The sequence below is a fragment of the Polycladomyces abyssicola genome (assembly GCF_018326425.1).
GTDB lineage: Bacteria > Bacillota > Bacilli > Thermoactinomycetales > JIR-001 > Polycladomyces > Polycladomyces abyssicola.
On record NZ_AP024601.1, the window covers coordinates 379,402 to 401,516 of the forward strand.

Annotated in this window: 24 protein-coding genes and 1 pseudogene; 20 read left to right on the forward strand and 5 right to left on the reverse strand. The window is 45.4% G+C overall.

Annotation, left to right across the window (positions count from 1 at the left end; genetic code table 11):
- Positions 1–59 precede the first annotated feature (59 nt).
- Genes KI215_RS01975 through KI215_RS01990 form a run of 4 tightly spaced genes read left to right on the forward strand, consistent with a single transcriptional unit; the run spans position 60 to position 4,221 of the window.
- Positions 60–1,634: a spore germination protein gene (locus tag KI215_RS01975; protein WP_212773936.1), complete on the forward strand. Its 1,575-nt coding sequence runs from the start codon at positions 60–62 to the stop codon at positions 1,632–1,634.
- A 45-nt stretch (positions 1,635–1,679) separates the two neighbouring features.
- Positions 1,680–2,798 carry a GerAB/ArcD/ProY family transporter gene (locus KI215_RS01980; RefSeq protein WP_246512162.1) on the forward strand — a complete coding sequence of 373 codons (1,119 nt, stop codon included), beginning with the start codon at positions 1,680–1,682 and terminating at the stop codon, positions 2,796–2,798.
- Complete coding sequence (locus KI215_RS01985; RefSeq protein WP_212773937.1) at positions 2,795–3,997, forward strand: Ger(x)C family spore germination protein; 1,203 nt, start codon at positions 2,795–2,797, stop codon at positions 3,995–3,997. Before KI215_RS01980 ends, KI215_RS01985 begins: the two co-directional genes overlap by 4 nt.
- Positions 3,994–4,221: a hypothetical protein gene (locus tag KI215_RS01990; protein ID WP_212773938.1), complete on the forward strand. Its 228-nt coding sequence runs from the start codon at positions 3,994–3,996 to the stop codon at positions 4,219–4,221. The genes KI215_RS01985 and KI215_RS01990 overlap by 4 nt, the downstream gene beginning before the upstream one ends.
- A gap of 6 nt (positions 4,222–4,227) precedes the next feature.
- Here the strand turns inward: KI215_RS01990 and KI215_RS01995 are convergent, their stop codons facing one another.
- Positions 4,228–4,863 carry a CBS domain-containing protein gene (locus KI215_RS01995; protein WP_212773939.1) on the reverse strand — a complete coding sequence of 212 codons (636 nt, stop codon included), beginning with the start codon at positions 4,861–4,863 and terminating at the stop codon, positions 4,228–4,230.
- A 580-nt stretch (positions 4,864–5,443) separates the two neighbouring features.
- Here KI215_RS01995 and KI215_RS02000 point away from each other — a divergent pair.
- Together KI215_RS02000 and KI215_RS02005 are read left to right on the forward strand one after the other, a co-directional pair.
- Positions 5,444–5,893: pseudogene (locus tag KI215_RS02000) on the forward strand (acyl-CoA thioesterase).
- A gap of 64 nt (positions 5,894–5,957) precedes the next feature.
- Entirely contained in the window at positions 5,958–6,842 is an 885-nt protein-coding gene (locus KI215_RS02005) for a PaaX family transcriptional regulator (RefSeq protein ID WP_212773940.1), read from the forward strand.
- Between the two features lie 68 nt (positions 6,843–6,910).
- Here KI215_RS02005 and KI215_RS02010 read toward each other — a convergent pair whose 3' ends face one another.
- The 4 genes from KI215_RS02010 to KI215_RS02025 form a co-directional block, all read right to left on the reverse strand.
- Positions 6,911–7,699, reverse strand: a complete 789-nt coding sequence (locus KI215_RS02010; protein ID WP_212773941.1) for a CoA-transferase subunit beta — start codon at positions 7,697–7,699, stop codon at positions 6,911–6,913.
- Positions 7,700–7,713: 14 nt separating this feature from the next.
- On the reverse strand, positions 7,714–8,628 hold the full coding sequence (locus KI215_RS02015) for a CoA transferase subunit A (RefSeq protein ID WP_212773942.1): 915 nt from the start codon (positions 8,626–8,628) through the stop codon (positions 7,714–7,716).
- Between the two features lie 19 nt (positions 8,629–8,647).
- Positions 8,648–10,231 (reverse strand): benzoate-CoA ligase family protein, encoded by a 1,584-nt coding sequence (locus KI215_RS02020; protein WP_212773943.1) that lies wholly within the window; start codon positions 10,229–10,231, stop codon positions 8,648–8,650.
- A 94-nt stretch (positions 10,232–10,325) separates the two neighbouring features.
- Positions 10,326–11,132: an enoyl-CoA hydratase/isomerase family protein gene (locus KI215_RS02025; RefSeq protein ID WP_212773944.1), complete on the reverse strand. Its 807-nt coding sequence runs from the start codon at positions 11,130–11,132 to the stop codon at positions 10,326–10,328.
- A gap of 201 nt (positions 11,133–11,333) precedes the next feature.
- Here KI215_RS02025 and KI215_RS02030 point away from each other — a divergent pair, with 201 nt between their 5' ends.
- The 14 genes from KI215_RS02030 to KI215_RS02090 all read left to right on the forward strand — a co-directional run bounded on the left by KI215_RS02030 (position 11,334) and on the right by KI215_RS02090 (position 22,107).
- Positions 11,334–11,513, forward strand: a complete 180-nt coding sequence (locus KI215_RS02030; protein WP_212773945.1) for a sigma 54-interacting transcriptional regulator — start codon at positions 11,334–11,336, stop codon at positions 11,511–11,513.
- 75 nt (positions 11,514–11,588) lie between these two features.
- Complete coding sequence (locus tag KI215_RS02035; protein WP_212773946.1) at positions 11,589–12,524, forward strand: Phenylacetic acid catabolic protein; 936 nt, start codon at positions 11,589–11,591, stop codon at positions 12,522–12,524.
- Positions 12,524–12,841 (forward strand): metal-sulfur cluster assembly factor, encoded by a 318-nt coding sequence (locus KI215_RS02040; RefSeq protein ID WP_212773947.1) that lies wholly within the window; start codon positions 12,524–12,526, stop codon positions 12,839–12,841. Before KI215_RS02035 ends, KI215_RS02040 begins: the two co-directional genes overlap by 1 nt.
- Complete coding sequence (locus KI215_RS02045; RefSeq protein ID WP_212773948.1) at positions 12,838–13,071, forward strand: hypothetical protein; 234 nt, start codon at positions 12,838–12,840, stop codon at positions 13,069–13,071. The genes KI215_RS02040 and KI215_RS02045 overlap by 4 nt, the downstream gene beginning before the upstream one ends.
- A 2-nt stretch (positions 13,072–13,073) precedes the next feature.
- Positions 13,074–13,724 carry a Phenylacetic acid catabolic protein gene (locus KI215_RS02050; protein ID WP_212775014.1) on the forward strand — a complete coding sequence of 217 codons (651 nt, stop codon included), beginning with the start codon at positions 13,074–13,076 and terminating at the stop codon, positions 13,722–13,724.
- A gap of 1 nt (position 13,725) precedes the next feature.
- The gene (locus tag KI215_RS02055; protein WP_212773949.1) at positions 13,726–14,505 is read left to right on the forward strand and encodes an enoyl-CoA hydratase-related protein; all 780 of its coding nucleotides are present in this window, start codon (positions 13,726–13,728) and stop codon (positions 14,503–14,505) included.
- Between the two features lie 25 nt (positions 14,506–14,530).
- Positions 14,531–15,331, forward strand: a complete 801-nt coding sequence (locus tag KI215_RS02060; protein ID WP_212775015.1) for an enoyl-CoA hydratase/isomerase family protein — start codon at positions 14,531–14,533, stop codon at positions 15,329–15,331.
- 128 nt (positions 15,332–15,459) lie between these two features.
- Positions 15,460–17,025: a benzoate-CoA ligase family protein gene (locus tag KI215_RS02065; protein ID WP_212773950.1), complete on the forward strand. Its 1,566-nt coding sequence runs from the start codon at positions 15,460–15,462 to the stop codon at positions 17,023–17,025.
- Positions 17,026–17,198: 173 nt separating this feature from the next.
- Complete coding sequence (locus tag KI215_RS02070; RefSeq protein ID WP_212773951.1) at positions 17,199–17,648, forward strand: acyl-CoA thioesterase; 450 nt, start codon at positions 17,199–17,201, stop codon at positions 17,646–17,648.
- 24 nt (positions 17,649–17,672) lie between these two features.
- Positions 17,673–18,692, forward strand: coding sequence for an NAD(P)/FAD-dependent oxidoreductase (locus KI215_RS02075; RefSeq protein ID WP_275956731.1), 1,020 nt, complete (start codon positions 17,673–17,675; stop codon positions 18,690–18,692).
- 115 nt (positions 18,693–18,807) lie between these two features.
- Entirely contained in the window at positions 18,808–19,815 is a 1,008-nt protein-coding gene (locus KI215_RS02080) for a beta-ketoacyl-ACP synthase III (protein WP_212773952.1), read from the forward strand.
- Between the two features lie 540 nt (positions 19,816–20,355).
- Positions 20,356–20,514: a PaaD-like zinc ribbon domain-containing protein gene (locus tag KI215_RS16230; protein WP_420830178.1), complete on the forward strand. Its 159-nt coding sequence runs from the start codon at positions 20,356–20,358 to the stop codon at positions 20,512–20,514.
- Positions 20,515–20,519: 5 nt separating this feature from the next.
- The gene (locus tag KI215_RS02085; protein ID WP_212773953.1) at positions 20,520–21,377 is read left to right on the forward strand and encodes a 3-hydroxyacyl-CoA dehydrogenase NAD-binding domain-containing protein; all 858 of its coding nucleotides are present in this window, start codon (positions 20,520–20,522) and stop codon (positions 21,375–21,377) included.
- Positions 21,367–22,107 (forward strand): 3-hydroxyacyl-CoA dehydrogenase family protein, encoded by a 741-nt coding sequence (locus KI215_RS02090; protein WP_212773954.1) that lies wholly within the window; start codon positions 21,367–21,369, stop codon positions 22,105–22,107. The genes KI215_RS02085 and KI215_RS02090 overlap by 11 nt, the downstream gene beginning before the upstream one ends.
- The last annotated feature ends 8 nt before the right edge of the window (positions 22,108–22,115 follow it).

Genomic DNA, 22,115 nt, shown 5'->3' on the forward strand with positions numbered 1-22,115 from the left:
TGCTCGGTGAGCCATATTAACCATAAAATAGGCACGATTTACCGAAAGGGAGAAAAACGATGAGGGTGCGTCCGTGGTCTCGAAAAAAGAAAAGGCGATCGGAAAAGGGACGGACGAACCGGGAAGCGTCGCGTCATGACGGTACCATTCTTTCCACGGATTTGGAGGAAAATCTGGACTTCTTCCGCTCCATTTATGCCGACAGCTTCGATGTGATCATTCGTCCGTTTCTCATCGGAGGAAAAAGAAACGCCGCAATCGTTTACATTGAGGGCTTGAGCAACATCGAGGAGATCAATGAGCACGTTTTGGAACCCTTGATGAGAGAGCATGTGGTGGAGTCGGATTCCCTTTTCACATCCCTAAAAAACAAAATCATTCCGGTCATCGACGTGGGTGAGGCTCTTACGCGCGACGAATGCGTCGAACATCTGTCGACAGGGCAACCGGTATTGTTAATCGACAGGGAAGCGCGGGCTTTGTATTTCGGTCTGCAAAAATGGGACAAACGTGCAGTCGCTGAACCGGAGGCCGAAACGATCATTCGGGGACCCCGGGAAGGGTTCACCGAAGCGTTGACAGTTAATACGGCGATGATCCGCCGAAGAATTCGGAACCCAGGCCTGAAGATGAAATCACTGAGTCTCGGGCGTCACACCCGTACGAAGGTGGTCGTCACCTACATCCAAGAGATCACCGACTCCACCTTGGTAGAAGAAGTCATCAACCGGCTACGGCGCATCGATATCGACGGGGTGCTGGAGAGCGGGTATCTCGAAGAATTTATCGAAGACAATCCCTACTCTCCCTTTCCCCAAGTGATCAATACGGAGCGTGTGGACATTGTGGCTGCCAATTTGCTGGAGGGGCGGGTGGCCATTTTGATGGAAGGCACCCCTTTTGCGTTGGTGGTGCCGGCGACATTGGCCTCGCTGATGCAATCGCCTGAGGATTATTACCAACGTTTCATCATCGGTACCGCCATTCGTTGGTTGCGGTATTTCTTTATCGGAATTTCCCTCCTTCTCCCTTCCCTGTATGTGGCGGTAATCAGTTTTCATCAGGAATTGATCCCCACTTCGCTGTTGGTCACCATCGCGTCGTCAAGAGACCGAGTGCCTTTCCCTGCGTTGGTGGAAGCATTGTTGATGGAGATTATGTTTGAAATTCTGCGTGAAGCGGGTGTCCGGTTGCCCAAACAGGTGGGGGCGGCAGTCAGCATCGTCGGAGCGCTGGTGATCGGGCAGGCGGCGGTTGGGGCCGGTTTGGTCTCCACTCCGATGGTAATGGTGGTGGCCATCACGGGAATCGCCTCTTTTGCGACCCCGCGCTACACCACCGCAATCGCCTTTCGAATGCTGCGCTTTCCGATCATATTTCTGGCGGGGACGATGGGGCTGGTCGGGGTCATTCTCGGAATCATTGTCATTGTCGTTCACTTGTGCACGTTGCGCTCCTTTGGTGTCCCCTATCTGGCACCGATCGTCACCACTCAGTTTGTGGAATTCAAAGACGTGATCATCCGGGCGCCAATGTGGAAAATGGACCGCCGTCCTCATTTCACGGGAAAGTATAATGCCCACCGAATGGGCCCCGATCTCAAGCCTGACCCTTCCAAGGGAGATGAGAAATAAGAAATGGATTCGGATTTCAGATGTTGGCCCTGAGGAGAATGAGCCATGAACAACCGCTTGTACGAAAAAGGCAAAATATCCGCTTTTCAAATGGGTGTATTGATGTATGCGGCCGTAGTGGCGACGGAACTCTTGTTCGTGCCCACCGCCACGAGCAAATACGCCCAGCAGGACATGTGGCTTTCACCGATTTGGGCTTCCGTGATCGGGTTTTTCACCGTGTTCGTGACGGTGGCATTAAACCGTCTGTATCCAGGATGCACCGTGGTCCAATACAGTGAGCGCATTCTCGGGAAGGTGCCGGGAAAAGTGCTGGGTTTGCTTTTCCTGTTGTTTTACTTGCATGTCAGCGGAGTGATAATGATACAGTATGCCGCGTTTCTCAAAATAGTTTTTTTGACAAGAACGCCGGTATTTATAATGTTGGGGAGTATGGTGTTGGTGTGCGCCTACGCCGTTCGCAGCGGTGTGGAAGTGATGGGCAGAGCGGCTCAGATTTTCGTGCCGTTTCTTTTCATCCTGATGGTGAGCATCAATTTGCTGTTGATCCCGGAACTGGATCCCCAAAATTTGTCTCCCATTTTGGAGAAAGGGTTAACGCCTTCCTTGTTGGGATCGATTCCTCCGCAAGGCTGGTTCAGTGAATTTTTTCTGATGACGTTTTTACTGCCTTATGTGAGTGACCGGAAAAATGAAATGAAGTGGGGGATGGCATCGGTGGTGACTGTCCTCGTCACCATGGTGATAACCAATCTGGGAACGTTTCTTTTGTTCGGGAAATTGACGGAGAATTATATCTTCCCCGTGTTGGAATCAGCCCGTTACATCAGTGTTGCTGATTTTATCGAACATGTGGAGTCGATTCTCGCGGCGATTTGGATCATGGGATTGTTCGTCAAAGTCACGGTGTTTTATTATGCGGTGGTGATCGGGATGTCTCAGTGGTTGAATCTCTCCGATCATCGTCCGGTGGTACTTCCCGTCGGATTTCTCATCGTCCTGATGGCTACGTGGGCGGCGCCCAATCTGTCGGAGATGTTCGATTTCATTGCGACCACATACCCCTTTTACAAGATCACGATGCAAACCATGATTCCGACGGTTCTGTTGTTGATCGCTTTGCTGCGGAAAAATCTTCACCAAGCCGCGGAGGGAGAAGGATGAATCCATTTCTTTCGATACGAAAAATGATGTTGCTCGGCATGTGTACCATACTCCTTTCGGGTTGTTGGGACCGGGTGGAAGTCAACGATTTGGCGTTGGTGGTGGGGATAGCGGTCGACAAAAAGGAGAATGGGAATATGGGTTTGGCTGTTCAATTGATGATTCCGCAAGCGGCGGGAGGAGGAGACACGATGGGAGGTGGAGGCGGAGGAGGAGGTGGCGCTGGCGCCAAACAAACGTACGTCGTCGCCGCGGAAGGCGTCGACGTAGCCGATGCCACTCGGAAATTGCAGGAAAAAATCCCGCGCAGAATTTTTTGGCATCACAATACTTCCCTGATTTTCGGTGACAGGTTATTGAGAGAAGGAATCGCCGGACAGTTGGATTTTTTCGACCGTTATTATTCTACCCGGAAACGCACTTCCGTTTTTGCCGCCAAGAGCCCGGCTTCCGCTCTTTTGCAAATTATCCCTCCTGTCGGACGAAGCAGTGCGGAAGTGATCGACGATTTGTCAAAAACGGGGGTCGGCGCAGAAATGACCGTGAAAGATGTATTACAGATGCTGACAAGCGATTCGCACGCAGTCATTTTGCCTTGGATTGAACAAAGCCCATCCGTTCAGGGAGACGCGGAAAAAGAGGAGCCCAGTTTGCGACTCAACGGAGTGGCCGTTCTGAAAAAAGACAAAATCGTGGGCCGGATTGACGACAAAATCACCAGAGGCGTGTTGTGGGTGCGGAATGAAATCAAAACGGTCATTGTCACGGTCAAACCCAAAGGTAACAAGGGGGACGTATCGGTCGAACTGTTGAAGCCCAATACCCAATTGGTGCCCTCCGTCACAGCAGGCAAATGGAAAATGACCGTCCGGATCAAAGCGGAAGGGACCGTCATCCAGAACACAACCGGTCTGGAAATGGAAAACCCCGACATCAACAAGAAATTGGAAAAGGATGTAGCACGGGATATTCAACACATTATCATGGTGGCGATGAATCAGGTCCAAAAGGGAATGAAAGCGGATGTTTTCGGTTTTGCCGATGCATTCCACCGGAAATATCCCGATAAATGGCCCGAGGTGAAGGATCGGTGGGACGAAATATTCCCGAAAGTGGAAGTGAAAGTCGACCCCCGTGTCACTATCATGCGTCCTGGAATGAATAATGAAAGTCCCATCCCGGAGGTGAAGAAACCGTGAATTGGGGAGTCATCATCGGCATCACAGTTGTCGCCATTCTGTTGGTACTGTATGAGTGGCCGAGGATCAAGCCGGGACGAAAAAAAGAAAAAGCCGCATTGATCGGCTTGACGTTGATCGGATGGTCGCTGGCCTTAGCACTGCTGTTCGATCCGAATTTACCAGGCCCCACCCAATTGATGGATACGCTGTTTCGGCCTTTGACCCAGATCCTGCCAAAGTAGGCGTGATCACGGAATTCGCCGTTCTTTCACACTGAGGACGCGCAATCCTTTGTCCACAAGACGTTGCTGGATGGCGGACAGATGGGGAGTCAGCTCGATTTTCAGCAAGATGCGGCGCGCCGCCGGATCGCCGGCATCAAACGTGGTGATGGAGATGATGTTGACATCAAAAGGTTTGACTGCATCCACCACGTGTTCCAGTTGATGCGGCATGTCGATGACCACGCCCAACAAGAGACGGATACCTGGAATGTTTGTGCCAAAAGCGGATGACAGTGCGTTCTCGATATCACTGATCTTCACTATCCCGAGAAATGTCATCCGGTCTCCATCCACAATCGGTACAAACGGATGGCGTACGATGACGGGCAACGTTTCTTCAAAATCACTGAAAATGGTCAACGGACGAATGGGCTCCAACGTGTCGGCTACAGTACCTTCCTTCCAAGAGCGGCGGTTGTCCAAGAAGGCTTTCATCATGTGGCCGTATCCGGTGATACCGAGAAAGCGGTTAAACCGATCGACGACGGGAATCGTATGGAGCTGATGGGCTTGCAACGTTTCGATTACCTGTTCCAAACGGGCGTCGGGCGTGACGGTCAAAATCTGTTCGCGTGGCGTTAAGCAATTTTTGATAAACACAAAACACAATCCTCCCCTGTAAGATCCACATTCAATATATTAGGGGGAGGATTGGAGCAGAACGGAATTGAGGGAGTGAAGTTGATTTTGCCATTCCAAGAGGTACTGTGAAGTCATCTGAGCTTTTTCTTTCACAAATATGCTTTTTAGTAAATCGTTTTCAAAAAGTAATATTAAATGCCCTCAAAAATACCTCAGCCTATGTTACGAATTACGCAATGACGGGTGTTTCCTTTTTGCAACTAAGACTAAGGAACAACGGTTATGACTTTATGGTGTTCCAAACCCGAGGTTTCCGAATTAATTCAAACGAAAATCCCTAGAATACAGCCGGGAAAAGGATGTAGAATGAGAAGAGACACAAATAAAAAGGAAAAACAGAATATTTCAATAATTGAAAACAAATGCACTCTTTTTTATATTACGTATTATAGGCGGTCGTGATTAAAATGCATTGAGAAGGATGGTCGCATGATTTCTGTGACGAAAGAAACGATCACCAACAACAATTAACATGTTAAGATTGAGAAACCTAATCAGGTACCGTTTCCATCCAACGTGTAATAAAGAGGTGAAGCTTATGAGAACAAACAGCTTCCAATTTAGGGTGAATTGGGGCGATACAGATAAAGCTGGGATCGTCTATTACCCTAACTACTTTAAATGGTTCGATATCGCCGGGCATCAGTTTTTCTGAAGTATCGGGCTGTCCCCTTCCGAATTGGAGCAAAAAGAACAAATCATTCTTCCGTTATTGGATGCCCGTTGCACTTTTGAGAAACCCTTGTATTACGACGATATCGCCACCATTATTACCAGTGTCGCCGAAATTAACCGGAAAACAATCCGTTTGCATCACGTCATTATGCGGGGAGACACCCGAACAGGACAAGGATATGAGTTACGTGGATGGGTTAAAAAATCGGGCAATCACTTATCAGCAGTCCCGATCCCCGAAGAGGTACGAAAGCTGTTGGAACAAGAGAGTACCACGGAAAACGCTTTATCGGGTCCTTGGTTAATGGCGTAAACATTGAACTATCCAACGTATCCTTATATAATGGTGCTGATCTCACTTGTGGGCAGGTTATAGTATGAGACCTCGATCTTTGATGTTTACACTGTACGGTGACTACATTCAGTACTATGGGGAAGAAATTTGGATTGGAAGCCTAATCCGTCTGATGGGGGAATTCGGGATCTCGGAGCAGTCCGTCCGTGGAGCAACAATGAGGATGGTCAACCAAGATCTGCTTAAGGTACGGAGAATCGGGAATAAAAGCTACTATTCATTGACGGATAAAGGAAAACGGAACATTGAAGATGGTGTTCGGAGGGTTTACTCAATCAAAAACCATAAATGGGACCGTTTATGGCGTGTACTAACCTATTCAATACCGGAAGAAAAAAGGGAGTTACGTACACAAATCCGTAAGGAACTTACGTGGCTCGGCTTTGGGTTAATTTCCAACAGCACATGGATAAGCCCTAATCCTTTAGAAGAAAAAGTAATGGACATGGTTAGGGAATATCATTTAGAACCCTATGTCTTTTTCTTCCAAACAGACTCCATCGTTTCACACGAAAACGAGGATATAATTACACGGGGATGGGATCTTGAAAAAATCGAAAATGAATATAAACAGTTTATTCAATATTGTGAGGCTCGATATGAGGAAATAAAGCAGGCCATATATAGTGGTACCTTGAGCAATCGGGAATGTTTTAAGGAAAGAACGATCTTGGTTCATGAATATCGAAAGTTTCTTTTTAAGGATCCGGGTTTTCCGCTGGATCTTCTTCCTCAAAAATGGAGTGGTATAAAGGCCAGAGAACTATTTTGGAAAATTCATCAGTTGGTGTCCAATGGAGCTGTACAATTTTTTGAAGAGTGTTATCAACCAGCTCCGGACAATGAAGTATTGCCAAATCGTGAAGGTGCTATTAACCCATTTTTGGGGATTAATGTACACGTTTAGGAGTTCAATACTTAAATACTATATTAAAAGATTGATCCTCCTGCACCAGAATGCAGGAGGATCAAATATTATTGTGGAGTTTTCACCTCTGATGTTTGTCGCTTTGTCCAAAAACCCTTAGGATCAATTGAACGAAGGACTTCAAGTTCTTCTTCTGTAGGAGGAGGAGTTTCAGAGCAATCAGGTGAGAATTGGATGTCCCATCCAGTATTTTCGATGATCTGCTCTTTGGATATCCCTGGATGAATTGTGTCGACGATAAGAACCTTCGTAACTTTATCGGCACGTAGAATCCCCAGATTAGTAATTAATGCTTTGATTCCTCCTCTGGGAAGACCTGTTTCTTGTCGCCAACCGGGCCCCGTTCCATAACCGGGGGAAGTGATATAGTTTACATTTTTGACTAACCTTCTTTTTTCGTGAGGCATAATAACCATCAATCGATTGGAAAGACAGGCAATATCCGCAGCTCCGCCACTACCGGGCAGCTTTACTTTGGGTGAAGTATAATCACCCAGATAAGATGTATTCACATTTCCGTATTGATCAATCTCTGCTCCACCGATAAAACCGATGTCAATCAACCCTTGTTGCATTAAAAACATAAGGTTGTTGGTGGAAGTGCACCAGGAAGCTCCCGCGATATTAGCTGGATCGCCCATGGTGTACAACAATTCTTCCGGGGGTTCATCTCGGACAATTCCGCATTCAAAGAATCCGATAGCATTTGGGGCGTGTAATCGTTTTGCCACACAGAACGCAAGCATCGGTAGACGCATACCGACAAAAACGATTTCCGAGTCTCGGATTTCTCTAGCTGCTGCAACCACCATCAATTCTTCGGTTGTATATTCCAAAGGGGTCCCTCCGTTCATCGATAAGCATAATTAACAGGGGCTGCAAAAAGCGGTTCCTTTACCTTTAACTTCTCAAATCGTTGTCCTAGTCGGGCAAGATATTCATTGTGAGAGTTTATACTGATAACCCAGGTGTTCAACCAGTTTTTAAAACCTTCCAGTTTCTTGGTTTCCCGGTGATATTCCGTAAAGAAGTCGTGATCTCGTTTATAATAACCGGGTACCGGAGAGGGATGGGCGAATCCCGGGCAATGAACCACAGCCGTCACTTTGAATCCGGGAATCATTACACGGTTGGGATCACTGGCTATCACTTCTTTAGGCACGATTTCTTCTGCCAGCAGAATGACCTTTCTGCTGGACATCCCTGCCTCTTGAAATAATCCAAGATTTCCCCAGAAATGGGCATTTCCTTCGATATCGGAGCGTTGAACACCCAAAATGGCGACATCGGGGTTCAAGGAAGGAACATAAACCAGCGTTTCTTCTCCCAAAGATTGCACGTGAAAACGGGGATTACTTTTTAGTAAGTCCGTTCCTAAAAGGGAACGGGTGGGAAGAAAAGGAACACCCATGGAACCGGCTAATAGAGCAAGCCCCAGAGAGAAGTTACTGTGGTCTTCTACTTCAATTCGGTGGGGAATTCCTTGTTCTATTGATCGTCGGTAGTTGTATCCCAAACCGGCGCTGACATTGCCGGACCATGCTGCAATAATCTTTCTAGCTCTTCCTGCGCCGATTAATATATCGAACAGGATATCCGAGATAGGAGCAATTAATGTTAAGTCTTTCTTCTTTTGACGAACAATTTCATATGCAGCGGCAAAGGGTATCATGGATTCCAGACAGGCTCCCATCACTACGGAATCTCCGTTTTGAATGTGACGGGACACTGCATCCTCCAAGGACATTATTTTCGAAGATGGCATATTATTCCTCCCTTGAACCTTAAGCTTTGAAGGGGACAGAGTCAGCTAGGCTTCTTAATTTAAAACGCTGAATTTTACCGTTAGCTGTTTTGGGTAGTTCGTCGATAAATTCCAGTTCCTTTGGGCATTTGTACGATGCCAGCTTCTGTTTCACAAACTCCTTCAGTTCTTCTTTCATGGCCTCGGAGCTTTCAAATCCTTCCTTCAACACGACATAAGCCTTGGTTCGTACTAAGTTTTCTTTATCTGTAATCCCGATGACAGCGGCTTCAATCACAGCTTCATGCTGGAGCAATACACCCTCAATCTCAACCGGTGAAACCCAGATTCCTCCAACCTTCATCATGTCATCCGATCGTCCGCAATACCAGAAATACCCTTCCTCATCCCGATAATACTTGTCCCCTGTGTGGAACCATTCCCCGATAAAGCGACGCTTGTTCTCATCGTGAAGATTCCAGTAACAATGGGCAATGCTGTCCCCTTTTATCAACAGGTCGCCCACCTCGTTGGGAGGAAGTTCTTGCCCTTGTTCGTCCGTAATCTTTGCTTCGTAACCGGGAACCAACTTGCCTGAGCTACCCACCTTGATATCTCCGATGCGATTGGAAATGAAAATATGAGTGGCTTCTGTTGAACCAATTCCATCTAAGATATCAACACCAAACATTTTTTTCCATTTCTCGTAAATGACAGAGGGCAAAGGCTCTCCCGCTGATACACAGATACGGATAGAAGAGAGATCATATTGTTTTCTGGTTTGTTGTGCCCAGTTGATCATTGCGCCGTATAGAGTTGGGACACCAAAAAAGATTGTAGGGCGATATCGCTCGATTGTATGGAAGACATTTTCTGGTATTGGGCGTTCCCGCATCAGGACAGTCGAGGCACCGCAACCTAAAGGAAAATACGCGCCATTACCCAAACCGTAAGCGAAAAAGAGTTTAGATGCCGAGAAGGTGATATCTTCTTCTGACATGTTTAGGACCTGTTTGGCGTAATGGTCTAAGGCGTACTCCATGTCGTGCTGAAGGTGAATAATCCCTTTCGGGCTGCCGGTGCTGCCTGAACTGAACAGCCAAAAAGCAGTGTCGTCTTTTACAGTGTGGGCCGATTCCAATAACCCAGACTCCTCTTCCATCCATCGGGAGTAAGGTATTACTTCTCTTTTATCCACAGTATCTCCAATCACTACCACGTGTTGGAGATAATGAAAGCGCTTTCTTAAATGCTTGATTTTTTCCCAAAGATCTTCGTGGGCGATGCATACTTTTGAGCGACTGTTGTTAAGAAAATACTCATAATCGGTAGGATGCAACATCGTATTAACCGGTACCGGTACTGCCCCTATTTTGATGGCACCGAAAAAGGAAGCGATAAATTCGGGCGAGTCATGGCACAGTAAAAGGATACGATTTTCCAGGTCAACCCCTAAGCTCTTTAGCCCGTTTCCGGTTTTATTGGTCATCTCCTGCAATTCTTTGTAACTAACTTGCCGGTCTTCAAAATAAATTGCCGTTTTGTCTCCTCGCCCTTGTTCCACGTTTTCATCAATAAAACGTGTGGCTGCATTGTAGGGAATACCTATACCCCGGTAGTACATACCAACCCCCGCCTTTTTGTGAAAGCATAGGCAATACCGGTCGTAACGGATTCCTGTTACGACCGGTATTGCATGGAAAGTAATTTTCAGGTCATCAGACACCCTTCCAATTCGGTTGCCGTTTTTCCAAAAACGCACTCAAGCCTTCTTGGGCATCTTCAGAACGGAACAGCAGGTTCTGAAGTTCTCCTTCATAACGGATAGCCACATTGAGAGGCATCTCTTTACCGTTCATGATGGAAAGTTTAATATTGGAGACGGCGTAGGTAGCACTCTTCACAAGTTTCTTGGCATATTCTAACGTCTTTTGCCGCACTTCGTTTTGGGGGAAGACTTTGTTAATGATTCCTGCTTCCAACGCTTCCTGCGGTGTCAACAGCTCTCCGGTAATGCAGAGATCCAATGCTTTGGAATACCCGATGAGACGTGACAGCCTTTGGGTTCCACCAGTGCCGGGGAGAACGCCCAGAGCAACCTCAGGAAGCCCCACTTTCCCGGCTGTATCCCCCATGAAACGCAGGTCACAGCCCATGGCCAGTTCCAGTCCCCCACCTACTGTATGTCCTTCCAGACAGGCAATATAGACTTGTGGAGAGCGGGCCATTTTGTCCAGCGTTTCGTTGCAGAATAAGCAGAATTGGGTTTTTGTTCGGGGATCGCAGGATCGTAGGTAGTTGACATCCGCTCCTGCAGAGAAAAATTTGGGTGTGTCGCTGATCAGAACGGCCACTTTTATATCGTGATCAAATCGGATATCGTCAATGGCGTTGTTCAATTCGCGGTAGAAGTCGAGGTTGTAAGTATTGGTCTTGTTGATGCTAAAGTGAATTTCAGCAATTCCGTCTTCTTTGGTGACGGTTACATATTTGTTGCCGATTGTTTCTTTCGTCACAGAGGTCATACGATCATCCTCCTCAATACATTTTGTTGACTATCGCCTTTAATACGTAATATAAAGCTATGGGCTTTCTGTTTTCAATGGCTCAAATATTCGATTATTTCATTAAATTATCCCCTTTCCTCTGTCTACGTCTTTATTCCAGCTTCATGCTAGGTTTTTCGTAATGAAACGCAGATAATAGGGAGCAAAAATCAGGATCATATGAAACATTTTACTACGGCGTTAAGCTTGAGAAAGGATAAGCCGTTTTTCGCCGTGAACTGTGCTGCGTTTGCCCATGATCTGGTGGCGAGTGAATTGTTTGTATATGCACCTCGACCGTTTACAGGCGGTCTTATAGAGGGTAAAGAGGGGGCTTTTCGAATCAGCGAATTTACTTGACAGAATTTACGGTATATTTTACTATTACGTTAGATAAACGTTAGACAAAAAAACATAATAGAGAGGTGGATCAAGATGGAACAGGCTGCCCTCTTAAAAGAAAAAATCAAACAAGGTTTCATCGTTGAGAGAGTGGAGGATATGAACGAAGAATACCTCCAAGCCCTAAAACAAACTTTGTTGATTGTCGGAGATACAGAGTTATTAAGCGTTCCCCCGTTATTGACGGTTTATGACCAAGCTCCGACGTTGAACCATAAGATTACGGCTTTGGCCATCATGCAGGATGAAATCGGTCACGCACACATCGCCTATCGGCTGTTAAAAGATCTGGGCGAGGATACCGATGAACTATTGTATAATCGTGCTCCGAACCGCTTTAAAAACCCTTATGCTTTTGATTTTGAATTGTCTAACTGGATCGAATTGGGTGTCTTCAATGCGTTGTTTGATCGTGCCGGATACACTTTGTTGGGAGATGCCTATGAACATACCTCTTATGGTCCCTGGAAACGGGCGTTGGTCAAAGTAGACAAGGAAGAGTTATTTCACCTGCGGAATGGCGAAATCATCATGAGATCTGCGATGGAAGATCCTGAATTAAGAGAAGAAGTTCAACGCGCTGTGGACTGGATGTTTTTGATGGCCTTGGAATTCTTCGGTGTGGCGGATAATCTAAAAAAACGGTCTCAACAGCTTGAGTATAAGCTGAAAGGAAGAACAAATGACGAACTCCGTCAGAAATGGCTGTCCACGGCTGTGCCTTTCTGTGAATCAATCGGGGTCAAAGTACCGGCACATTATGATGAAAGAACCGGAAAATATGTCCTCGATGTTCCTTTCCCCTGCAAATTCGATGTAGAAAATAAAAAGTGGCTTTTTGATCAGCCGGATACTTGGGAGAATGTGATCAAGCGCTTTAAACAACGCGGGCCTCAAAACAAGCAGTTTGTTGAGAGAATTCAAAAAGGAGCCCGGGAATTGGAAGCCCTTCGAAAAGAGGTGAGCTGATGAAAGAAAATACACAAAGGTACTGGGATGCTTTAAAAGAGGTGATGGACCCTGAATTCCCGGTCAGTGTCGTAGATATGGGACTTATCTATGACATTCAGGAAAATCAGGGTACGATCGACATCACCATGACCTATACCTCTGTCTCCTGTGCATGCATGGAATGGATCGAAGGAGATATCGAAAAACGGTTGTTGCAGGAGCCGGGTGTGAAAAAGGTTAACATCCAAGTGGTTTGGGATCCGCCTTGGACGGTTGACCGCTTAAGTCAAGAGGCCCGCGAAAAAATGAAGCACTGGGGGGTAAGTTCAAGATGAGTGCGCATAGTGAAAGACGGCATGAATTTGACGTTTTCGCTCGCGTTAAACGTGGAGACAATTTAATCCATATCGGTACAGTGGAAGCGGAAACGGAAGATTTGGCCAAAGTGTATGCCACCTTCACTTACGATGAAGAAGACTGGGTCGAAATGTGTGTCATCCGGAGAGACCAATTGCATTGGGTGAGAAGGCCGCAAGGCTTATTTGCAAAGGAGGGAGTTTCGTGAGTATGGCAGAACAAACAGCAGGTTTGAAGGCGTTTATTGAACTGCTTGAAACGGTTGCCGACAATAAGTATGTACTCGGTGATCGGCTTGTCGAGGTTGGTGTCAGCGGGCCGAACCTTGAAGCAACACTGTCTGCGATTGCGATGGCTCAAGGGGAATTGGGTCATGCAAGATTGCTTTATAACTGGACTTTTGATTTGAAAGGCCATAAGGGAAAAAAACCTAATATCGAAAAACAGACAGGAAAAGCATTCAAAGGCGTAGAGGAAGTTCACAACTGGATTTCACTCATTGCCGCCTTGTTCACAGTCAATACGGCGATGGATTTGGTGCTAAAATCCGTGCTTGAGGCCAATCATGCGGAAATCGCAACACGGGTTAACAAACTATTAAGAGAACAGAAAGAGCACATTATTTATTCCCGAAATTGGGCACAGCAACTACTGAAAGACAGAGGAGCGGTTCCGCGGAAGTTCAAGGAAGCATTAGATCAGATCATTCCTGAAGTTGAGGCTTGGATCAAAGCTATTGAACAAAAAACGGAACTAGTTGATGAAGGTTATATTTCAAGAGAATCATATTTATACCAAAAATTTCATCATAAGTTAAAAGAAGTATTTATTCAGGAACTAACCGGTGTGGAGAGTGCTTAAAATGTCTTCGCACGGAGTAATTTTCGAAATCCGAGATAATATAGGAATCGTAAAACTGAATAATCCCGCTCGTGCCAATGCATTAAGTGGATTTTTGGTAAAAGATCTGGCATCTCAAATTAAAGAATTATCAGTGAATCGCGATCTTCGTGCGGTTATCTTTACGGCCGGTGAAAGCAAAGCTTTTTGCGCGGGCGCGGATTTAAAAGAACGACAAAGCATGAATGAACAAGAAATTATCTCATACGTCAGGTTATTAAGAAAAACATTTGATGAAATTGCCGCTTTGCCCATGCCTACCATTGCGGCCATCAGAGGGTTGGCATTAGGTGGAGGATGTGAACTCGCTCTCTCTTGCGACTTGCGAGTGATGGAAGAAGATGCCCTCATCGGTTTGACAGAAGTTTCTTGGGGAATTATTCCCGGAGCAGGCGGGACTCAGAGACTCCCTCGATTAGTGGGAGTTGGAATGGCGAAGAAGTTAATTTACACTGCGGCAAAATTAAGCGCAAAAGAAGCTTTTGAGATCAATCTGGTTGAAGAGGTTTGCTCATCTGGTCAGGCCGAATTGAAAGCGCTTCAAATTGCGGATGAAATCGCTAAGAACTCCCCGAATTCTGTTCGTCTGGCAAAACTGGCGATTGACAGTTTTTCTAAAAATCAGCTGCAACAAGGGTTGGAAGCGGAATGGGATTGTTATAAGCAAACCATAAACCATGCCGATCGGTTGGAAGGTTTGGCTGCATTCAGGGAGAAGCGCAAGCCTAACTATTCATCATGATGAATCCAAAGAGGAGGAACTTCTAATGTCAGTTGCAACCACAATCAAAAAGGAAAATCTAACACTGGTTAAGGATAACGGGATCGCTGAAATCCATCTTCACATTAATAAAACCAACTCTTACAACCTCGACTTTTACAAAGAACTGAATGCAGCCATTGACGAGATCCGCTTTGACCCGGAAATAAAAGTGGTTGTTCTCATGAGTGATATGCCGAAATTCTTTTCTGCCGGGGCGGACATTCACTTTTTGAAAGCATCGGAACCGCGCTTTAAGACGCAATTCTGCTTATTCTGCAATGAAACGCTGGACAAAATTGCCCGTTCGCCCCAAGTCTATATTGCCTGCCTGGAAGGGCATACGGTGGGCGGCGGGCTGGAAATGGCCCTTGGCTGCGATCTTCGCTTCATGGGAGATGAAGCAGGAAAAATCGGACTTCCAGAAGTTACCCTGGGAGTGCTGGCCGGGACGGGCGGAACGCAGCGGCTGGCCCGCCTTGTCGGATACTCCCGGGCGCTGGATATGAATATTACCGGCGATTTGCTGACCCCGCATGAAGCGTTGGAAATCGGCCTGGTGAATAAAGTGTTCCCGCAAGCGGAAACAAGGGCGAAAACGCTGGAGTACGCGAGAAAGATCGCGAAAAGCGCCACCTATGCTGTATCCAACATTAAGCTGTCGATCATGAACGGAAAGGAAATGCCGCTCAATGTGGCCATCCGCTACGAAGGGGAACTGCAAAATCTTCTGTTCCGCTCCGAAGATGCCAAAGAAGGACTAAGCGCATTCATAGAAAAACGCCAACCCGATTGGCAAGGTGTTTAATGATAAAATCACACGGATTTACGACAAATCTATTCCCGTTATTGTTAAAGACGGGGTTCCCGTCCCCCGGACCCCGGTCTTTCTCCCTTTTATCTCATTTATTGAAAAGAGGCTAAGGGGATGATGAGATGGATTTGCGCGGAATCGGCTTACCTTATAATGCTTCCACCAGGTTTATCGAAGAAAATGTGAATAAGGGTCTGGGAGATAAAGTTGCCATCTACTTTCGTGATGAACAAATCACCTATAGGCAAATGCAAAAGAGAGTCAACCAGGTGGGCAACATGCTGAAAACACTTGGTTTAAAGATGGAAAACCGGGTTCTGATCAACTGTCATGATACGCCGGAGTTCATTTACTCGTTTTTTGGTTCCATCAAAATAGGGGCTGTACCCATTCCGGTGAATACAATGATGCAACCGTCTGACTATGAATATTACCTAAACAATAGTCGTGCCAGGGCTTTGATTATTCATCAAGATCTTTGGGAGAATATACAGCATTTAAGAAAGCGTTTTATTTACCTCGAACATGTAATTGTCATTTCTGAAAGCGATGTCAAAACAGTTGAAGGAACTCTAAGCTTCTATGAAATGATGGAGCAAGCAAGCGAAGATCTGAAACCCTGCCACACTCAATATGATGATTCAGCTTTTTGGCTGTTTAGTTCAGGAAGTACCGGGAATCCCAAAGGTGTCATACATTTGCAGCACGATATGGAATTTGCCTTAAATAGCTATGCGAAAAATATTTTAAAACTAACAGAAAACGATATATGTTTTTCCGCATCCAAACTATTCTTTGCCTATGGATTGGGAGGCGGCATGTATTTCCCGTTTGGAGTAGGGGCGTCAACGGTTTTGGTTCCTGAACGACCCACTCCCGAAGTTGTACTGCAAGCGATCGAAAAGTATAAGCCTACCGTTTTCTTTGGAGTCCCCACTCTTTATGGCCATATGATTGATTTTACGGAGAAAAACAATAAACGTTATGATCTCTCTTCTGTTCGAATTTGTGTATCTGCAGGCGAACCTCTTCCAGTGGTATTTCTACGTAAGTGGAAATATCTCTATAACCTGGATATATTGGATGGGATCGGATCTACAGAAGCCCTCCATATTTACCTCTCAAATCGAATCGGCGATATCCGGGAGGGAAGTTCCGGTAAGATTGTACCTGGATTTGAGGCCAAAATTGTAAATGAAGAGGGAAATCCTCTGCCGCCAAATGAAGTTGGCGATCTGCTGATTCGCGGAGACAGCATTGCGCATGGATACTGGAACTTGCATGAACAGAACAAGCAGAAGTTTCTGGGGGAATGGTTTCATACAGGAGATAAATTTTATCGGGATGATGATGGGTATTTCTGGTATTGCGGCAGGTCTGACGATATGCTAAAGGTTGGCGGAATTTGGGTTTCCCCGGTAGAAATAGAAAATTGTTTATTGCAGCATGAGGCGGTGTTAGAGGTAGCTGTTGTGGGAGTGACCAACGAAAATGATCTCGTCATGCCAAAAGCGTACATAGTTTTGAAGGATGGCGTAGATCCGTCAGAAAACCTGGCCAAAGAATTGAAAGAGTTTACCAAGCAGCATTTGGCACGTTATAAATATCCTCGCATCATCGAATTTGTAGATGCCCTTCCCAAAACAACAACCGGCAAGATTCAGCGTTTTAAATTCAGGATTAGTTAAAAGTCTACATTCTGACATATCATTTCATAATATTTTGAGGTGAATTTATGTTATGAATAAAAGAAAACTAGTTAGTTTACAAAAAGCGATTTCTGATTTTATTTCAGATAACGAGTCCATTGTGATCGGGGCTTGTCTGGAACCAATCAGGACGTCAGAGGAGGAAGTAAAAAATGAGACAGAACCAATTTCAGATACGAGTCAATTGGGGAGATACCGACAAGGCTGGAATCGTCTATTATCCCAATTACTTTAAATGGTTTGATATCGCCGGACATCAGTTTTTCAGAAGTGTAGGATTATCCCCTGCAAAACTTGCCGCCGAACAGCAGATTATTCTGCCTCTTCTGGATGCCCGTTGTACGTTCGAAAAACCATTATATTACGATGATATTATTACCATTCAAACGCAGGTAGCAGAAATCAATCGCAAAACGATTAAGCTTCATCACGAAGTATACCGGGGTGATACAAGAACCGGTTACGGGTATGAGCTGCGCGGATGGGTGAAGCAAGAAGAGGGGAAAATCTTTTCCGTCCCTATTCCCGATGAGGTGAAAGAGATTCTGCAAAAAGAAGGACCCGGAGAATTCAGTCAAATCAATCCGTGGTTAAATGCCTAAATAGTATGTATAGGAGGACACACGATGAAACTGAAGCGTGATGATAAGGTATTTGACATCACCATTATCGGTGGAGGACCGACCGGGCTTTTTGCTGCTTTCTATGCAGGCATGCGTAAATGCAGCGTAAAGATTATAGAAAGTATGCCGCAACTGGGAGGGCAGTTAGCCGCTCTATACCCGGAAAAATATATTTATGATGTCGCCGGTTTTCCGAAGGTGCGTGCCCAAGAATTAGTGAACGCTTTGCAAGAACAGGCGATGCAATTTGAACCGGCTGTTGCCCTTGAAGAGCGTGTATTAGATGTACAAAAGTATGAGGATCAATTTGAAATCACTACGGATAAAGGGGTTCATTTCTCCAAAGCGATCATTATTGCGGCAGGCGCCGGAGCTTTCGAGCCCAGACGTTTGGAACATCCGAAAGCGGCCAACTTCGAAGAGAAAAATCTTCACTACTTTGTCAAAGACATCAATGCATTTGCCGAAAAGAGAGTCGTGGTGTTCGGCGGTGGAGATTCAGCCGTAGACTGGGCATTAATGTTAGAGCCCGTCGCCAAGGAGGTTCATCTTGTTCACCGCAGGGATAAATTTCGCGCCCATGAACATAGTGTCGAAACTCTCAAGAACTCTCGCGTTCATATATTAACTCCTTATGAACTCAAAGATTTGCTGGGAAATGAAAAAATCGAAAAAGTGGTAATCCGAAATAACAAGACGAGCGAAGAAAAAACATTGGAAGTGGATTCGGTCATTGTGAACTTTGGCTTTGTTACCTCGCTGGGACCGATTAAAGAGTGGGGCCTCGAACTGGAAAAAGGAGGCATCCTAGTCAACTCCAAAATGGAAACCAATATTCCCGGTATATACGCTGCCGGGGATATCGCGACCTATCCGGGAAAAGTAAAATTAATCGCGGTCGGTTTTGGCGAGGCGCCTACAGCTGTTAATAATGCGAAGGCATACATTGATCCGCAAGCCAGGTTGCAGCCCGGGCACAGCAGCTCGATGGATTTTGGAAAAAAGGTGGTTCATATGGGCTGATCTGTCAAATTCAAAACGGTGTAACGGTGTATAAAGTCCTTTTATACACCGTTTTTTAAAGCTTCAGTTCTTTTCGAGGCGGAAAGTTAACAAAAATGTTTTGGAGGATTATTAAATGATGAAACGAAAAAGTGTAGGAATTTTAGCAACAGGTTCTTATGTTCCTGAAAAAGTATTAACCAATTATGAATTAGAAAAGATGGTGGATACATCAAATGAATGGATTGTATCCCGAACAGGAATTCAAGAAAGAAGGATTGTTTCTGAGGAGCAAGCTTCATCCGATTTAGGGTATGAAGCTGCGGTAAGAGCCCTAAAAAAAGCCGGTGTCAGGGCAGAACAATTGGATTTAATCATTGTGACCACCGTTACACCTGATACATCTTTTCCTTCAACCGCCAACATTTTGCAGCATCGTTTAGGGGCCGAAAAGGCGGCTTCCTTTGATTTGGCTGCTGCTTGCTCCGGCTTCCTTTATGGGATCACAACAGCGGCCCAATTTATTGAAACCGGACTTTATCGGTACGTTTTGGTTGTGGGGGTTGATTGTTTATCTAAAATCGTGGATTGGACCGACCGGAACACATGTATTCTATTCGGAGATGGTGCCGGAGCGACGCTTCTGGGATGCGTGGAGGATGGCTACGGTTTCAAATCGTTCGATCTCGGATCAGACGGAAGCGGCGGTGATTTATTAAAAGTCCCTGCTGGCGGATCAAGGCTCCCTGCAAGTATCAAGACTGTTTCAAACCGTCAGCATTATATTCAAATGTCAGGTTCCGATGTATTTAAGTTTGCCGTACGCGTGATGGAAAGTTCAGCGAAATCAGTGATGGAAAAAGCCGGTTTAACCATAGAAGATATAGACTATCTCGTTCCGCATCAGGCTAATATTCGCATCATCGACTCCGCAGTAAAACGCCTTGGGATCTCTCATGACAAAGTAGCAGTAAATCTGAACCGATACGGAAATATGTCAGCCGCTTCCATACCGGTTGCGCTAGATGAGTTAGTCGAGAACGGAAAGATTAAAGCAGGTGACCATCTGCTATTGGTTGGCTTTGGAGGCGGGCTTACCTGGGGTGCCTCTATTCTTAGATGGAATACAAATGAACAAATATAAAGCAAGATTATATGTAACTTCAAGTATTAAGTCAATCCGTTATTATCTGAGCATAGCCTTTCAATCGATTGATGAAACTCAGTTTGAAGGCTGCTGTTGAGCTTGAAAGAGAGTGTTTAAATGCTTAAATGTGGAAAGTTATGGATCCCTACTTTTATCTTTGTTGTTCAAATCCATCGATGGTACTTTTTCTAATCCCATCATTTGGCTCAAGAACAAGTACATTAAAACACCCGTCCACAAGTTTGCAAAAGGTAGGTATCAGCAATTGACAGTGGCAGGGATGCGGATCCGTTCCGCCAGTCGGGTGGCGATCAGCCCGAGTAGAAAGACGACGGACATGGGGGCATTTGGTAACATAACCATAACTCGCTCATTTAACCTCAAAAATGCGATCTTTATTGACAGAAAAGAAAGTTTAATTTAATATTATGTTATAGAAACGATATTATGAAAAACGTAATATTAATAGAGTGATGGAAATAGGGCAAGTCAAAATCGAAATATTTGGAGAGGATTTCTATGTTGGCAGAGAAGCAAATGGTCCCTCATTGTTCATTCTGTAATTCAACCGATGTCACCCTCTTGTCCCCATTCGGAACCGCACAACTCGTTCGTCAATATTATTGTAACGGCTGTCACAGTGTCTTTGAGTTTATCAGATGGCAGAACTCCGAGATGGATCAAGAGGAGGTGTAGAAAAGATGTCGAGTACTACGGTTGGGGTAGTCGGATCTGGCACCATGGGGTCCGGAATCGCACAAGTGGTTGCACAAAACGGTTTTAACGTCCTCCTCTTTGACATCAAAGAAGAGATTGTGATCGAGTCTCTTACGAGAATGAGAACCCGCTTGGAGAAACTGGTTGAAAAAGGAAAAATATTAAGAGATGAATTAGAAGAAATAAATAAACGAATTCAGACGAGTACTGACTTATCGGATATGCGGGTTTGCCAGTTTGTGATTGAGGCGGCTCCCGAAAAATTAAGTATAAAAAAAGACATCTTCCAGCAACTAGATAAGTATTGTTCCGAGGAAACCATTTTAGCAACAAATACCTCTTCGCTTTCGATCACCGAGATCGGGAGTATTACCCGCCGTCCGGAAAGAGTCGCCGGTATGCATTTCTTCAATCCTGTGCCTTTAATGCCGCTGGTGGAAGTGATTAGAGGGGTAATAACAGAGGAAGAAACGGTCAAGGCTCTTGTTCAATTCGCCAAAGCACTCCGTAAGATCCCCGTCACTTGTGAGGATACGCCAGGGTTTATTGTGAACAGGATCGCCCGTCCTTTTTACAATGAAGCATTGAAAATTCATGGTGAACGCTTGGCTACTATTGAGCAAATTGACCGTATAATGAAAAAAGAAGGAAAATTCAGGATGGGGCCTTTTGAATTGCAAGATTTAATCGGGATCGATATTAATTTTTCCACCACCGAATCAGTTCATCAGGGGTTTTTTGGAGAAGAACGCTTTCGCCCGCATTATTATCAGCAACGGATGATGCAATCAGGCAAGCTAGGCAGAAAGGCGGGTGTTGGTTATTACAATTATGACAACTAAGTTAAGAGTTTCTGTTGTAGGTGACGGTTCATTAACTGAATCGATCATCATGGGATTGAAGACAAGAGGGCATGACGTAGTCTCCGGAAATGAAATAAAAAAACAAGAAAAGGACATTGATTTAGTCATCGAAACCACCAATCTTGATCTCGACCGGAAGAAGAATAATCTTCAGGAAATTGAACCATTCATTGGGCAAGATGTCTTGATTCTCAGTACCTGCCTTGGAGTAACAGCAACTGAAACCGCTTCCTGGTTAAAATATCCCAGTCGTTTAGTGGGATTCGCCGCATTCGCACCCTGGGAGGGCGCGGAGTTGATTGAGGTAGCACCGGCCCTTCAAACGAATTCCACCTATTTGGATCACACGCGGCAATTTTTTCAACTGCTTGGCAAAGAAATTGAAATCGTTGATGACGAAGTGGGATTGGTTTTCCCTAGAATTTTGTCACTGATTATTAATGAAGCGGTATTTGCTTTAACTGAAGGCATTGCCAGTGCTGAAGACATTGATATCGCTATGACCAAAGGAACTAATTATCCCATGGGACCACTTGCCTGGGCGGACGAAATTGGAATTGATGATGTCTATGCGGTTTTAGCGGGACTCTATAGGAACTTGGGTGAAGACCGCTACCGGCCCGCTCCCAAATTGCGAAAGATGGTCCACGCTGGTTGGCTGGGGAAAAAGTCCGGCAAGGGTTTCTATAACTACAAGATCGAGGAGTGAAGAAAACG